The organism is Jejuibacter sp. L23, assembly GCF_050815825.1.
In the GTDB taxonomy this organism is placed as follows: domain Bacteria; phylum Pseudomonadota; class Gammaproteobacteria; order Enterobacterales; family Enterobacteriaceae; genus Jejubacter; species Jejubacter calystegiae.
The window spans coordinates 3,023,580-3,036,550 of sequence record NZ_CP138199.1; the positions used below are offsets into that span (position 1 = coordinate 3,023,580).

11 protein-coding genes are annotated in these 12,971 nt (G+C 57.8%); 7 read left to right on the forward strand and 4 right to left on the reverse strand.

Annotated elements, in window-relative coordinates; all coding sequences use genetic code 11:
* Window positions 1-18 precede the first annotated feature (18 nt).
* Window positions 19-1,359 carry a 4-hydroxyphenylacetate permease gene (hpaX, locus tag SCU88_RS14020; protein ID WP_175341725.1) on the reverse strand — a complete coding sequence of 447 codons (1,341 nt, stop codon included), beginning with the start codon at window positions 1,357-1,359 and terminating at the stop codon, window positions 19-21.
* A gap of 367 nt (window positions 1,360-1,726) precedes the next feature.
* Between hpaX and hpaR the strand changes: the two genes are divergently transcribed.
* From hpaR to SCU88_RS14040, 4 genes are all read left to right on the forward strand, one after another.
* Window positions 1,727-2,155, forward strand: coding sequence for a homoprotocatechuate degradation operon regulator HpaR (gene hpaR / locus SCU88_RS14025; RefSeq protein WP_138097835.1), 429 nt, complete (start codon window positions 1,727-1,729; stop codon window positions 2,153-2,155).
* Between the two features lie 157 nt (window positions 2,156-2,312).
* Complete coding sequence (locus SCU88_RS14030; RefSeq protein WP_431810170.1) at window positions 2,313-4,466, forward strand: TonB-dependent siderophore receptor; 2,154 nt, start codon at window positions 2,313-2,315, stop codon at window positions 4,464-4,466.
* Between the two features lie 96 nt (window positions 4,467-4,562).
* Window positions 4,563-4,844 (forward strand): type II toxin-antitoxin system RelE/ParE family toxin, encoded by a 282-nt coding sequence (locus tag SCU88_RS14035; RefSeq protein ID WP_175341727.1) that lies wholly within the window; start codon window positions 4,563-4,565, stop codon window positions 4,842-4,844.
* Complete coding sequence (locus tag SCU88_RS14040; protein WP_175341728.1) at window positions 4,844-5,125, forward strand: HigA family addiction module antitoxin; 282 nt, start codon at window positions 4,844-4,846, stop codon at window positions 5,123-5,125. The genes SCU88_RS14035 and SCU88_RS14040 overlap by 1 nt, the downstream gene beginning before the upstream one ends.
* 70 nt (window positions 5,126-5,195) lie before the next feature.
* Here the strand turns inward: SCU88_RS14040 and emtA are convergent, their stop codons facing one another.
* Window positions 5,196-5,810, reverse strand: a complete 615-nt coding sequence (gene emtA / locus SCU88_RS14045; protein ID WP_175341729.1) for a membrane-bound lytic murein transglycosylase EmtA — start codon at window positions 5,808-5,810, stop codon at window positions 5,196-5,198.
* 113 nt (window positions 5,811-5,923) lie between these two features.
* Here emtA and ldcA point away from each other — a divergent pair, with 113 nt between their 5' ends.
* Window positions 5,924-6,835, forward strand: a complete 912-nt coding sequence (ldcA, locus tag SCU88_RS14050; RefSeq protein WP_175341730.1) for a muramoyltetrapeptide carboxypeptidase — start codon at window positions 5,924-5,926, stop codon at window positions 6,833-6,835.
* A 93-nt stretch (window positions 6,836-6,928) separates the two neighbouring features.
* Window positions 6,929-8,665: a potassium/proton antiporter gene (locus SCU88_RS14055; RefSeq protein WP_175341731.1), complete on the forward strand. Its 1,737-nt coding sequence runs from the start codon at window positions 6,929-6,931 to the stop codon at window positions 8,663-8,665.
* Window positions 8,666-8,683: 18 nt separating this feature from the next.
* Here the strand turns inward: SCU88_RS14055 and dadX are convergent, their stop codons facing one another.
* Window positions 8,684-9,754: a catabolic alanine racemase DadX gene (gene dadX / locus SCU88_RS14060; protein ID WP_175341732.1), complete on the reverse strand. Its 1,071-nt coding sequence runs from the start codon at window positions 9,752-9,754 to the stop codon at window positions 8,684-8,686.
* A 13-nt stretch (window positions 9,755-9,767) separates the two neighbouring features.
* On the reverse strand, window positions 9,768-11,063 hold the full coding sequence (locus SCU88_RS14065; protein ID WP_175341733.1) for a D-amino acid dehydrogenase: 1,296 nt from the start codon (window positions 11,061-11,063) through the stop codon (window positions 9,768-9,770).
* Window positions 11,064-11,388: 325 nt separating this feature from the next.
* Here SCU88_RS14065 and SCU88_RS14070 point away from each other — a divergent pair, with 325 nt between their 5' ends.
* The gene (locus tag SCU88_RS14070) at window positions 11,389-12,927 is read left to right on the forward strand and encodes a SpoVR family protein (RefSeq protein WP_175341734.1); all 1,539 of its coding nucleotides are present in this window, start codon (window positions 11,389-11,391) and stop codon (window positions 12,925-12,927) included.
* Window positions 12,928-12,971: the final 44 nt, after the last annotated feature.

Below are 12,971 nucleotides of genomic sequence, written 5' to 3' on the forward strand. Positions count from 1 at the left end.
AGGGGAGAGGGAACCGGCTTACCCCTTTTCCATGGCCCCGACGGGCGTTGCTGAAGCCTGTTGTCCCATCGGTATCCGCGCCATGACGCCCGCGCCCACCACCAGCAAACCGGTCATAAACCACAATCCGGCGCTAAAACTGCCGGTGAGATCATGCAGAATGCCGATCATCAGCGGGCTAAGCCCTGAACCAATATTCCCCACGGCGTTAATCACCGCAATCGCCACCGCCCGCGCCTTAAAGCTGATGGTGTTATCCGGCGTGGTCCAGAACAGCACCATGGCAGTAAAGGAACCCACCGAGGCCATAATAATACCCAGTAGCTGAACCAGGCTGTGACCGGTGGCGGAGGCCGTCAGCCAGCCCACGGCGGCAAACAGAAAGGGAATGATAGTATGGATCCTGCGTTCCTGACGGCGATCGGAACGGCGGCTCCACCAGACCATCCCGATAATGGTACACAGCTGGGGCACCGCCGCCAGCAGGCCAATTACAATGGTGCTGCTGCCCTGGTTAAAGCTTTGCAGAATCTGCGGCGTCCAGATGTTGATGGCGCTCAGGGTATTGGTCAGACAGAAATAGGCCAGGGTGTACATCAGCACCACGGGCGTCAGCACTTCGCGCCAGGTCGAACGCCCGACGGGAGCTGCACGGCTCCGGGCCCTGCCCCGGGCCAGCATCGCCTCCAGCGCCCCTTTCTCTTCCTTCGTCAGCCAGCGGGCATCCGCCGGTTTATCTGACATGTAGTGCCAGACCACGATCCCCAGCAGTATCGACGGCATTCCCTCCAGCAGGAACAGCCACTGCCAGCCTTTCAGGTTCAGTACGCCATCCAGCGCCAGAATATAGCCGGAAACCGCCGAGCCCAGCATCATGGTGACCGGCATGGCGATCATAAACAGCGCATTCGCTCTGGCCCGATACCAGGCCGGAAACCACCAGGTAAGATAGAGCAGGATCCCGGGCAGAAAACCGGCTTCGGTAATGCCGACAATCATCCGCAGTACATATAGCGAGCCAGGACCAGTGGCAAACATCGTACAGGTGGAAGCAATTCCCCACAGCACCATGATAGTGGCGATCCAACGCCGGGCCCCCACGATGCCCAGCATAATGTTGCCAGGAATACCGAAGATAACGTAGGTCACGTAAAACAGGGAAGAAGCCAACCCGAACATGGTGGCGCTCAATCCCAGGTCTTTGCCCATCGTCAGACCGGCAAAACCGATATTAATACGATCGAGAAAGGAGAAGACGAACAGCACGAACAGGAAGGGGATCAGACGCCGGAACAGTTTCTTCATCACCCGCAGCTCGAGCGCGCTAAAGCCCGCTTGCTGTGAGACCAGGTCGCTCATAAGGGACTCCCGGAAAGATCGATGGATAGTCACTGGCAATCGCGGCACCGGATCCCGAGCCCTTTCCTCGCCAGCCCATTTCATTAATACATTAACGAGATGATTTTATTATGGCTCATTCTATTGTTCAAATATTGTTTCAAAAGGCGTGACGCAATTAACAAAACAGAAATATCATTGTAAAAACACGCTAATGAGGCCACACTCAGAAAGCTCCAGAGATCGCAACACTGACGCCCGGATTAACAGTTAATATATTAATAACCTGATGATTCAGCAGGGGGTGGTGAAAGTATTACCGACAAGCCTTGCGGCCAGAAGGGAAAAAAATATACTGGATACAGACTCTTATTCTGTGGAAATCGTTATGCATGAATCCCTGACCATCGCCCTGTTGCAGGCGCGGGAAACGGCCATGAGCTGGTTTCGCCCGGTGCTGAACCGGCATAACCTGACCGAGCAGCAGTGGCGCGTCATCCGTATTCTGGCGGTGCATCGCTCGCTGGACTTCCATCAACTCGCCAGCGAAGCCTGCATCCTGCGCCCCAGCCTGACCGGCATCCTGACCCGGCTGGAGCGCGACGGCCTGGTCTGGCGCATGAAACCGGTCAGCGATCAGCGCAAACTGTTCGCCTCGCTGACGCCGCGCGGCGAAGCGCTGTATCAGGAAGCCAGCCACCAGGTGGAACAGGGCTATCGGGAAATCGAGCGTCAGTTCGGCCCGGAGAAAATGGCGCAGCTTCAGGGGCTGTTGTACGAATTCAGCGCCCTGCCCCCGCCGCCGGATGATGTCTGAAATTATCCCTCTCCACAGCCCTTTCATTAATAAGGGCTTTTTTCTTCTGTTTATCCGCATTTACGTCTTGAAATAAGCAAAAGACAACGATAATAATTCGCGTTTAACTTTAAAGTGAACGTTTATCGATGATGACGGGAAAACAATAATGACGTTAATGAATAGCAGAGGGCGCGCGCTGGTTATCCCCCTGGCGCTACTGGCCTCGGGCCCGGCGTTTAGCGCCGAAGATACCGTGGTGGTCAGCGCCGTAGCACCGGATACCGCCACCACCCCCACCGAAGGGTACAGCGCCACCACCAGCCGCGGCGCCACCAAAACCGATAAACCGCTCATCGAAACCGGCCAGGCGATTTCAGTGGTCCCCCGCCAGCAGATGGAAGACCAGGGCTCTGCAGACGTTAACAGCGCGCTGAATTACACCCCTGGCGTCTTTACCGGCTTCGCCGGCGGTGCCACCCGCTACGACACCGTAGCGCTGCGCGGCTTCCACGGCGGCGATGTCAACAACACCTTCCTGGACGGTCTGCGCCTGATGAGCGATGGCGGCAGCTATAACGTGTTGCAGGTCGATCCCTGGTTCCTGGAACGCATCGATGTGATTCGCGGTCCCTCTTCCGCCCTGTACGGCCAGACCATCCCCGGCGGGCTGGTGATGATGACCTCGAAGCGCCCGCAATTCGCCCGTGAAGGCCACCTGCGCGCCACGGTCGGTAATCACAGTACCAACGGCACCGCCTTCGACTATACCGATGCCATCAATCAGAACTGGGCGTGGCGTCTGACCGGGATGACCAAAAATACCGATACCCAGTATCAGAACACCCGCGACGAACGTTACGCCATTGCCCCCTCGGTACTCTGGCAGCCCGATGACGACACTTCGCTGGTGCTACGCGCTTATCTGGAAAAAGATCCCTCCGGCGGTTTCCACGGTTCGGTACCCGCGGATGGTAGTCTGTATTCCTCTACCGGCCATAAGCTGGGAACCGATTTCTCGGATGTGGAGCCAGGTATCGACGCCTTTAAGCGTCACGAGCAGATCTACAGCTACGAATTCGCTCACCGGTTTAACGATGTCTGGGCCTTCCGCTCTAACGGCAGCTACACCCACTCCAACGTTAAACTTAACCAGGCTTACCAGCTCGGCTGGGCCGATGCGCAGCACAATGAACTGACCCGCTACTACAGCGGTGAAGACTCTTCGCTTGACGCCTGGGCAATGGATAATCAACTGGAGGCAGATTTCGCCACCGGTAGCGTGGATCACACCCTGGTACTGGGCGCCGAATATCACCGCTTCCGTAATCGTATTCAGAGCGACAGCGCGTCGGCCACTAACCTGAATCCCTGGAGCGGCGAGAATGGCGGCACCGATCTGTGGCACTACGACGCCAGCGGCGCCATGCTCCCCGGCGCGCTGCGTTCGAATATTCGTCGGGTTTATGAACAAACCGGCGTCTACCTGCAGGATGAGATGGTCTGGAACCGCTGGCATCTGGATCTCTCCGGTCGCTTTGACCGTCTGGAAACCAAAAGCCGCACGGTTACGCCCGAGAATAACAGCCGGGTGGTGGATAACCGCCGTGACGATCGCTTCAGCGGCCGCGCCGCCTTGCTGTACGCCTTCCAGAACGGCGTCTCGCCCTATATCAGCTACAGTTCCGCCGTCACCCCTCAGGTGCTACCGGATGCCCAGGGCCATTTGCTGAAGCCCACCACCAGCCAGCAGTATGAGGCGGGCCTGAAGTACCAGCCGCCGGGCAGCCGCGATCTCTACACCCTGGCCGTCTACGATCTGACCCAGAAGGATGTCGGTAACCGCGTCATTCAGGGCAGCTACTATGAACCGGCAGGGAAAGTGCACTCCCAGGGCATTGAGCTGGAAGCGCGCACCGAAATCACCCCACGCCTTTCTGCCATCGCTGGCTACACCTGGAACAAGGTACGCTTTAAAGACGCCATCGACGGCAATAACGGCAACACTCCATACGTCACGCCGGATCAGTTCGCTTCGCTGTGGGGCCACTACCGCGCGGACTACGGCATTAGCTTTGGCGCCGGGTTGCGCTATATCGGCAAGCAGTGGGTCGATAACGAGAACACCCGTCGTATTCCGTCAGTGGCCCTGGTGGATGCTATGGTACGCGCCGATCTCGGGGAATGGAGCAGCAGCCTGCGCGGCGCTTCGCTCCAGGTGAACGCCACTAACCTGACGGGACGTGATTACGTGGCGGGCTGTTACGGCACCAACAACTGCTACTGGGGTAAAGAGCGCCAGGTGATCGTAACTGCGGGGTATGATTTTTAATCAATCGGATGATGGTGTAATGAACAATAAGTCCATTGACACTATCATCCTGATGCGTATAGCCAGTGTATACAGGACTCACCAGGGACGAGGGAAATGATAAAATCATTTCGCCACAAAGGGATTGAGAAGTTCTTTACCACTGGCTCTACGGCAGGGATTCAGGCAAAACATGCTGTTAAGCTTCAGATCCAATTAACTGCGCTAAATGCGGCAAAACGACCAGAGGACATGTCGGCTCCCGGATGGAGATTGCATCCATTAAAAGGGGCCGATTTTAAAGGACACTGGTCAATCCATGTCAATGGCAACTGGCGCCTCGCCTTCACTTTCGAAGGTCAGAATGCAATTCTTGTCGATTATCAGGACTATCACTAATGAGCAGAATGCACAAACCCGCGCATCCAGGCACGGTCCTTCGGGAATACCTGGGCGATACTTCTGTGACCAGTGCTGCTGAAGCGCTGGGTGTAACTCGCGCAGCGCTGTCGCGTATTCTCAATGGTAAGGCGGGTATCAGTGCAGATATGGCGCTGCGCCTTGAAGCCGCTTTAGGAACCAGTGCTGAAATGTGGACCGATATGCAATCCCAGTTTGAGCTATGGGTCGCGTCCCAGGGCGTTCGCCCCGAGATTCGTTCCCTGGCACATCATACCTAATCTGTCGGTTTCCTTTGCACAGATAATCCATAAGACAACGGCCCCGAACCGGGGCCGTTGTCTTAAAGCATCAGGCACTTTCCATCGCCCGCTTTACCTTCCACAGGTAGCGCGGTGCCTGGGAAGAGGGATGGTTATCCATCACATACTGCCAGAACTCTTCCGGCGACATGTCGTTAATCTGCTCAATCGCCTCCCCCCGATCCGACGAGAATATCCGCAGCAGCGCCCCGGCACCGTTAACGTAGGAGACGATCAGCGCGTACTCCATGGTCTGCGGATTGTCGATACCGCGCAGAATGCCGTTCTCCAGAATGCTCAGATAGGCCGCGCCAATATCAATATTGCGCGCCGGATCCTTAAGATCGCTGGTCGATGGCTGGCCGCTTCGCCCTTCATGGCGATAGACTTCGCGACCGGCGGTAGACGCCTTAATCTGCATCAGCCCCACTGCGTTAGAGCGGCTGACCAGTTGTGGATTACCGCCAGATTCCACGGCGATAATCGCGGTAATCAGACGCGGGCTGACGCCCCAGGTCTCTGCCGCCTCTTCGGTAATCGGCATCCAGGTCTGGGCCCCCTGAACCGGGCGACCCGCTTCCCAGCCCCCGTGTTGAACCCGGGATGGCTTACTCGAACAACCCACCAGCAACACACTCAGTACGATAAGCCATCTCAACTTCACTACGCTTCCCCTTTTTTCGATAACAGGTTCCAGGTCAAAGGCATTGCGGATGACAACCGCAACGCCTCGCGGCATGATAACCAATACAGAATTTAAATCAGCAAGGAAATTCCATGGACACTTTTCATCTCGTCGCTCCTTCCGGTTACTGCATTCAACAGGAAGCCGCGGAACGCGGCGTCGCCCGGCTACGGGAAGCGGGCCATCAGGTGCATAACACGGGCGTTATCGGGCGGCGCGAACAGCGCTTTGCCGGGACCGATGCACAGCGGCTGGCAGATTTGAATCAACTTGCAGAATTATCTGAAAACCCGACGATTGTGCTGGCCGTGCGCGGCGGCTACGGCGTCAGCCGACTGCTGGAGTCCATCAACTACCCGGCGTTAGGCGACCGCCAGCGCCGCAATCCGCTGCTGATTTGCGGCCACAGCGACTTCACCGCCTTTCAACTGGCTCTGCTGGCTCGTGAAGGGGTCATTACCTTTAGCGGGCCGATGCTGGCGGGCAATTTTGGCGCGCCGGAACTGGCTCCCTTTACCATAGAGCACTTCTGGAAGGCGCTCACCTCCCCCCGCTTTACTCTGGAATGGCGCAGCGATGCGCCAGCCTGTCGGGCCAGCGGTACGGTATGGGGCGGAAATCTGGCGATGCTGATAAGCCTGGTAGGCACGCCGTGGCTGCCGCAAATCGACGATGGCATTCTGGTGGTCGAAGATATTAACGAACACCCGTTCCGGGTAGAGCGAATGCTATTGCAGCTCCACCATGCCGGTGTGCTGGCGCGTCAGCGCGCTATTGTGCTGGGCAGCTTCAGCGCCGCTGCCCCTAACGACTATGATAACGGGTACGATCTGGCCCAGGTATGCGCCACGCTGCGCGAACGAACGGGGCTCCCCATCGTCGATGGTCTGGCTTTCGGTCACGAACCCTGCACCGTCACGCTGCCGCTGGGCGCCCACGGCGAACTGATTCACGATGGAAAACGGGCAACGCTTAGCCTGAATGGTCATCCCTGCCTGAAATAAGGGCGATTAAGGTCGCTTTTCCGCAGGTCGGTTTTCGGCACTTAGCTGTATCATGGTAACATTTTGTAAAACTCTGCTGGGGGACTCTTTATCTTGGATGCCGGGACCATTTTTAACCTTTTTATCGTCGGCTCGTTGCTGGTCACTTTCAGCATCCTGTTAAGCTCATTCTCTTCCCGTCTTGGGATCCCAATCCTGGTTATCTTTCTGGCCATCGGTATGCTGGCCGGGGTGGACGGCATCGGCGGCATTCCATTCGATAACTATCCGTTTGCCTATCTGATCAGTAACCTGGCGCTGGCGGTGATTCTGCTGGACGGCGGTATGCGTACCCAGGCCAGTTCGTTCCGGGTTGCGCTCGGACCGGCGCTATCGCTGGCGACGCTCGGCGTAGTGGTGACCTCGGGGCTCACCGGAATGGCTGCCGCCTGGCTGTTTAACCTGAATCTGATGGAAGGACTGCTGATTGGCGCCATCGTCGGCTCCACCGATGCCGCCGCCGTCTTTTCGCTGCTGGGAGGAAAAGGACTTAACGAGCGCGTCAGCGCCACCCTTGAAATCGAATCCGGCAGTAACGACCCCATGGCGGTGTTCCTGACCATCACCCTGATCGAGATGATTCAGCAGCATGAAAGCGGCCTGAGCTGGATGTTCTTCGCGCATCTGGCGCAGCAGTTCGGGCTGGGAATTCTGCTTGGCGGCATCGGCGGCTTTATTCTGCAGCAGGTGATTAACCGTATCTCTCTGCCCCAGGGGCTCTACCCGTTACTGGCCCTGAGCGGCGGGATTATGATTTTCGCCGTTACCACCGCCCTGAACGGCAGCGGCATTCTGGCGGTCTACCTGTGCGGCTTCCTGCTGGGTAACCGCCCGGTACGCAACCGCTTCGGTATTCTACAAACCTTCGACGGTATGGCCTGGATGGCTCAGATCGGCATGTTCCTGGTGCTGGGGCTGCTGGTGACGCCGTCGGATCTGCTGCCGATCGCGATACCGGCGCTGCTGCTTTCACTGTGGATGATCTTCTTCGCTCGTCCGCTGTCGGTGTTTCTGGGGCTGCTGCCGTTTCGCAGCTTTAACCTGCGCGAGCGAGTGTTTATCAGCTGGGTCGGACTGCGCGGCGCGGTACCCATTATTCTGGCGGTATTCCCGATGATGGCGGGGCTGGAAAATTCACGCCTGTTCTTTAACGTCGCCTTCTTTGTGGTGCTGGTGTCGCTGCTGCTTCAGGGTACCAGCCTTAGCTGGGCGGCCAGGCGCGCCAAAGTGGTGGTGCCGCTGGTGGGCTGGCCGGTTTCGCGTATCGGTCTGGATATCCACCCGGAGAAGCCCTGGGAGCAGCTTATCTATCAGCTCAGCGCCGATAAGTGGTGCGTGGGGGCCGCCCTGCGCGATCTGCATATGCCGAAAGATACCCGTATCGCCGCGCTGTTTCGCGGTAAAAGTCTGTTGCACCCCAGCGGCAGCACCCGTCTGCGGGAAGGCGATATCCTGTGCGTGATTGGCCGCGAGCGCGATCTGCCCGCCCTGGGCAAACTGTTCAGCCACACCCCGCCAGTATCGCCGGAACTCGACCAGCGTTTCTTTGGCGACTTTATTCTGGAGGCCAACGCCCGCTTTGGCGATGTAGCAACCATTTACGGTCTGGAGCCGGATAACGCGGAAAATAGCGAACAGACCCTGGGCGAGTGGGTGATTCAGCGTCTGGGCGGCGCACCGGTGGTCGGCGACCAGGTGGAGTACGCCGGTCTGGTCTGGACGGTCGCGGAAAAAGAGGATAATCAGGTAATGAAAATCGGGGTCCGGGTGGCTCAGGAAGAGGCGGAATAACCGCCGCCTCCCCTATTGTTACGCTGTCACAACTGGCACGCGCGGCGCCAGCGCACACATCAGCTCATAGCCGATGGTTCCGCTGGCAGCCGCCACATCATCAATACGAATCTGCTCGCCCCACAGCTCTACCGGTGTACCGATTCCCGCCTGGGGACAGGGGGTCAGATCCACTGCCAGCATATCCATAGAAACCGTGCCCACCAGCCCGGTGCGCACGCCTCCTACCAGCACCGGCGTACCGTCCGGGGCTACCCGCGGATAGCCATCTGCGTAGCCGCAGGCCACAATCCCGATACGCTGTTCGCCAGACGCGCAGTAGCGGCTGCCATAGCCCACCCGCTCCCCCGCCTTAAGCGTCTGCACGCCGATAATTTCGCTACTGAGGGTCATGGCGGGTCGCAGCCCGGCGCTGCCGATATCGCACCAGTGACCGCTCGGCGAAGCACCATATAGCACAATACCCGGCCGCACCCAGTCGTAGTGGGTCTGGGGGTGCCACAGCGTCGCCGCCGAGTTAGCCAACGAGCGCGGCGCCTCCAGCCCTTCCGCTGCCTGGCTGATACGCGCCATCGGCGCATCCACGCCGTCGGGTCGGTCGGCATCGGCGAAGTGAGCCATCAGGGTCATCTCACCCACATTTTTCAGTTCGCGTAGCTGGCGCCAGACCCGATGCACCTGCTCCGGGACAAACCCCAGCCGGTTCATACCGCTGTTAATCTTAAGGTAAACATCCAGCGGCGCGCTGAGTCGGGCATCGGCCAGCGCCTTAATCTGCCAGCGACTGTGCAGGCTGGTGGTCAGGCGATAGCGATCGAACAACGCCAACTCCTGAGCATCGAAAAAGCCTTCCAGCATCAGAATCGGCCCCTTCCAGCCCCGCTCGCGTAGCTGTATAGCATCTTCCAGATTCAGCATCGCGAAGCCGTCGGCACCGCTCAACGCTGACCAGACCCGTGATAAACCATGGCCGTATGCGTCGGCTTTCACCACCGCCCACACCCGGGAGTGCGGCGCGGCATGGCGCACCTGACTCAAATTGTGGCGCAGGGCGGCCAGATGAATACTGGCCTGAACAGGACGCGTCATAGAAAGCTCCCTGTTAGTGTGCGCCGTGCAGACGCGGCGAATGGCCAGGAGTAAAGCCCGGCAGATAACGCGCTACCGACAGATCCTCACTGGGGATCGCCGGTGTACGTCCGGAGATAATATCGCTCAGCATCTGGCCAGAACCGCAGGCCATAGTCCAGCCCAGAGTGCCGTGACCGGTATTCAGCCAAAGGTTTTTCCAGGGAGTACGGCCCACCACCGGCGTACCGTCCGGCGTCATGGGACGAAGGCCGGTCCAGAAGATAGCCTGCTCGATATGGCCGCCGCGCGGGTAGAGATCGCGCACCACCATTTCCAGCGTGGCGCGACGCGCAGCTGGCAACCCGGTATTAAAACCGACGATCTCCGCCATGCCACCCACCCGAATACGCTGGTCGAAGCGGGTAATGGCGACCTTGTAAGTTTCATCGAGAATGGTCGATACCGGCGCCCCACTCTCATCGGCAATGGGAATGGTCAGCGAATAGCCCTTCAGGGGGTAAACCGGAATATCGATGATGCCCTTAAGCATCGCCGTAGAGTACGAGCCAAAGGCCATCACGTAGCCATCCGCCTTAAGCACTTCGTTACCACATTTGACACCGGCAATCTGTTGCCCTTCGGTCAGTAGCTGGTCCACCGGCAGGTTATAGCGAAATTCGACGCCCGCCTCTTCCGCCATGCGGGCAAGTCCACGGGTAAACAGCTGACAGTCGCCGGTTTCATCATTCGGCAGTCGCAAACCGCCAGCCAGCTTGTGGGCGACGGAGGCCAGCGCCGGTTCGGCCCGGGCCAGTTGTCCGGCTTCCAGCAGTTCATAAGGCACCCCGGCCTCTTCCAAAACGGCGATATCGCGCGCCGCATTTTCGTACTGCTGAGGGCTGCGGAACAGTTGCATCAGCCCTTTCTGGCGCCCTTCATAAGCGATACCTGTGCTGGCGCGCAGCGCCTTCAGGCAGTCGCGGCTGTATTCGGCCAGCCGCACCATGCGCTCTTTATTTTCTGCATAGTGGCGGGCGTCGCAGTTGCGCAGCATCTGCCACATCCACTTGAGCTGGAAAGAGGTGCCGTCCGGGCGGATAGCCAGCGGCGCATGGCGCTGAAACATCCACTTAACCGCCTTTAGCGGAATACCCGGCGCCGCCCAGGGCGCCGCATAGCCCGGGGAGATCTGCCCGGCGTTACCGGCGCTGGTCTCCTCTGCCGGTCCGGATTCCCGGTCGATGACCGTGACTTCGTGTCCCGCCTGGCGTAAATACCAGGCGCTGGCGACGCCCACAACCCCACTTCCCAGCACAATGACTCGCATAGCCTGCTCCATTCTGAGTAAAAGAATAATATTCTGGCTACAAATTGATAACCCAGATGAAAATGTTATTCAACATAGGGCTTTATTATGGTGACATAATTCACAATGTGGCTGGCGTAGCGGTAAATCGCGAATTCAGAATCTCGTGCTCCCGCAACATTTTTGTCAGTAAAAAATACTGGATAACAAAAAAAATTCAGCACAAAAATTAAAATAACCGCCCATGAAAAAAATTCCGCTCACCGCCCGAAACGCTGCCCCTGTTCTATGCTTGATTTTGAGGCTTTCCATTCAGATGAGAGCCGTTAACAATGAGGGGGCGCTGATGGCGACTGTTGCAGATTCCACGAGCAAGGACACCAAACATCTAAGCGACGGCCCCGACTGGACGTTCGGGCTGCTGGAGGATTACCTGGCCGAGATCGACCGGGTAGCCAAATACTACCGGCTGGAAACCTACCCTCATCAGATTGAGGTCATCACCTCTGAGCAGATGATGGATGCTTACTCCAGCATCGGAATGCCGATCAACTATACCCACTGGTCATTCGGCAAAAAATTCATCGAAACCGAGCAGCGTTATAAACACGGCCAGCAGGGGCTGGCTTATGAAATCGTCATTAACTCCGACCCCTGTATCGCCTACCTGATGGAGGAGAACACCATTACCATGCAGGCGCTGGTGATGGCCCACGCCTGCTACGGGCACAACTCCTTCTTTAAAAACAACTACCTGTTCCGCAGCTGGACCGATGCCAGTTCGATTGTCGACTACCTTATCTTTGCCCGTAACTATATTCGCGAGTGCGAAGAACGCTACGGCGTGGATGAGGTGGAAAAGCTGCTGGACTCCTGTCATGCCCTGATGAACTACGGGGTGGACCGCTATAAGCGCCCGTCTAAGATCTCTCTGCAGGAGGAGAAAGCGCGTCAGAAGAGCCGTGAGGAGTACCTGCAAAGCCAGGTCAATATGCTGTGGCGCACGCTGCCGCGTCACGAAGAAGAGAAAACCGTCGAGGCCAGCCATCGCTTTCCGTCGGAGCCCCAGGAGAACCTGCTGTACTTTATGGAGAAGAACGCGCCGCTGCTGGAGCCCTGGCAGCGTGAGATCCTGCGCATTGTGCGTAAGGTCAGCCAGTATTTTTATCCGCAAAAGCAGACTCAGGTGATGAACGAAGGCTGGGCCACCTTCTGGCATTACAGCATCCTCAACCACCTGTACGACGAGGGCAAGGTTAGCGACCGCTTTATGCTGGAATTTCTGCATAATCACACCAACGTGGTCTATCAGCCGCCCTATAACAGCCCCTGGTACAGCGGCATTAACCCCTACGCGCTGGGTTTCGCCATGTTCCAGGACATCAAGCGCATCTGTCAGTCCCCCACCGAGGAGGACCGCTACTGGTTCCCGGAAATGGCCGGTAAGGACTGGCTGGATACCCTGCACTTCGCCATGCGCGATTTTAAGGACGAGAGCTTTATCAGCCAGTTCCTGTCGCCGAAGCTGATGCGGGATTTCCGGTTGTTTGCGGTAGAAGATGACGATCGCAAAAACTATCTGGAGATTTCAGCGATCCACAACGAAGAGGGTTATCAGGAGCTGCGTTCACGCCTTTCCAGCCAGTACAACCTGAGCAATCTGGAGCCCAACATTCAGGTCTGGAATGTCGACCTGCGCGGCGACCGTTCGCTGACGCTGCGTTATATCCCGCATAATCGGGTGCCGCTGGATAAGGGACGCCGCGAGGTGCTGAAGCATGTGCACCGGCTGTGGGGTTTTGATGTGCTGCTGGAGCAGCAGAACGACGACGGCAGCGTCGAACTGCTGGAACGCTGCCCGCCACGGGTCAACAATACTCTGTAGCGAAAAAAAAGCCGGTTAGCGTAACTGCTTACCGGCATTTTTTA

Coding starts and splice junctions, on each gene's coding strand:
- hpaX (WP_175341725.1), bottom strand. CDS start 1,359: ATGAGCGACCTGGTCTCACAGCAAGCGGGCTTTAGCGCGCTCGAGCTG.
- hpaR (WP_138097835.1), top strand. CDS start 1,727: ATGCATGAATCCCTGACCATCGCCCTGTTGCAGGCGCGGGAAACGGCC.
- SCU88_RS14030 (WP_431810170.1), top strand. CDS start 2,313: ATGAATAGCAGAGGGCGCGCGCTGGTTATCCCCCTGGCGCTACTGGCC.
- SCU88_RS14035 (WP_175341727.1), top strand. CDS start 4,563: ATGATAAAATCATTTCGCCACAAAGGGATTGAGAAGTTCTTTACCACT.
- SCU88_RS14040 (WP_175341728.1), top strand. CDS start 4,844: ATGAGCAGAATGCACAAACCCGCGCATCCAGGCACGGTCCTTCGGGAA.
- ldcA (WP_175341730.1), top strand. CDS start 5,924: ATGGACACTTTTCATCTCGTCGCTCCTTCCGGTTACTGCATTCAACAG.
- dadX (WP_175341732.1), bottom strand. CDS start 9,754: ATGACGCGTCCTGTTCAGGCCAGTATTCATCTGGCCGCCCTGCGCCAC.
- SCU88_RS14065 (WP_175341733.1), bottom strand. CDS start 11,063: ATGCGAGTCATTGTGCTGGGAAGTGGGGTTGTGGGCGTCGCCAGCGCC.
- SCU88_RS14070 (WP_175341734.1), top strand. CDS start 11,389: ATGGCGACTGTTGCAGATTCCACGAGCAAGGACACCAAACATCTAAGC.